Origin of the sequence: Flavobacterium sp. (assembly GCF_031363805.1) — a bacterium.
Taxonomy (GTDB): Bacteria; Bacteroidota; Bacteroidia; order Flavobacteriales; family Flavobacteriaceae; genus Flavobacterium.
In genome coordinates, this window is the sequence record NZ_JANLVD010000135.1 from 1 (window position 1) to 1,733 (window position 1,733).

At 33.2% G+C, this 1,733-nt stretch carries 1 protein-coding gene and 1 pseudogene; one reads left to right on the plus strand and one right to left on the minus strand.

Features of this window, described 5'->3' with window-relative positions:
- Positions 1 to 91: pseudogene (locus tag RMN92_RS08205) on the minus strand (IS1595 family transposase); the annotation flags it as partial.
- 145 nt (positions 92 to 236) lie between these two features.
- On the opposite strand from RMN92_RS08205, the gene RMN92_RS08210 reads away from it, so the two are divergent.
- The coding region (locus RMN92_RS08210) for a CarD family transcriptional regulator (protein ID WP_409024853.1) at positions 237 to 1,733 on the plus strand (1,497 nt) is incomplete at its 3' end.

Consider the following 1,733-nt stretch of genomic DNA (forward strand, 5'->3'; position numbering starts at 1 on the left):
ACTTTATTTCTGCTAAATATTCTAAACAATCTAAATCCGTTTTGAACTTATCTGTAAATTCTAAAATACTTTGTCCTGTAAACTTTTCCATACTTTAAATATACGAAAAAATTATAAGTAATTATCAGAACACCTCAATAATTTTTAATAAAAATAGATATAAAATTCATGTGTTATTTTTTGTGGATTTTTTTTGCTTAAAAAGTAAAACTATCTTTGTATAAAATCTTTTTCTTTTGATCGTTAAAATCATTTCCAAAAAATACAGTGAGCAGTCCAAAATTGTCAATATTTCCAAAGCAATTCATGGCGATAATAAAATCCAGATTAAAGGATTAATTGGTTCGTCGCTTTCTTTTGTAGTGCAAGCATTGTTTGAAAAAAGCGAACATTCATTTCTGTTATTATGCAATGAAAAGGAAGAAGCCGCCTATGTTTTAAATGATTTGGAACAGCTGGTTGGCGATCAAGATGTGCTTTTTTATCCAAGTTCGTATCGCCGGCCGTATCAAATTGAAGACATAGATAATGCAAATGTTTTGCTTCGATCGGAAGTTTTAAATCGAATCAATTCTCGCCAGAAACCCGCCATTATTGTTTCGTATCCGGAAGCACTTTTCGAAAAAGTAGTCACTAAAAAAGAACTTGAAAAAAACACACTCAAAATTTCGGTTGGCGATCAGGTTTCTATCGATTTTATTAACGAAGTTTTATTCGAATACGAATTCAAACGAGTAGATTTTATAACCGAACCCGGCGAATTTTCTGTACGTGGTGGTATTCTTGATGTTTTTTCTTTTTCCAACGAAAATCCGTATCGAATTGAATTTTTTGGCAATGAAGTCGATAGCATTCGTACTTTCGATGTTGCCACACAGCTTTCTATCGAAAAGAAACAAAAAATTGCCATCATTCCCAACTTCGAAAATAAATTTTTACAAGAAAACAGAGAAAGTTTTCTGGAATACATTCATCCAAAAACAACTGTTTTTATTCAGAATACCGATTTATCACTTACCCAACTGGATAAATTATTTGGCAAAGCCGAAGAGACTTTCGAGAAGCTCAACAAAGACATCAAACATGCTTCGCCAGCACAATTATTTTTGAATCAGGCGGCATTTATCAAACAGGCTTTGAATTTTTGCGTGGTAGAATTGGCAACGAAACCTACATTTAAAACAAGTGAAACTTTCGAATTTCACATCAAACCACAACCATCATTCAACAAACAATTCGATTTGTTGTTGAATAATTTAAAAGACAATCACGACCATCAATATAAAAATTATTTGTTTTGTTCAAACGAGCAACAAGCCAAACGGTTTCATGATATATTCGAGAGTTTAGATGAACAAAATCATGAAACGATAACCAAGCAATACGAAACCATTGTTTTGCCATTGTTTCAAGGCTTTATTGACGAAGAAAATCAAATAGCATGCTATACCGACCATCAAATTTTTGAGCGTTATCATAAATTCTCCATCAAAAATGGCTATTCCAAAAAGCAAACCATTACTTTAAGAGAATTAACTTCAATGGTGGTTGGCGATTATGTCACGCACATTGACCACGGAATAGGAAAATTCGGAGGCCTGCAAAAAATTCAGGTTGAAGGCAAAACCCAGGAAGCCATAAAGCTGGTGTATGCTGATAATGACATTGTATATGTAAGCATTCATTCGCTACACAAAATCTCAAAATACAACGGAAAAGATGGCGCTCCGCCT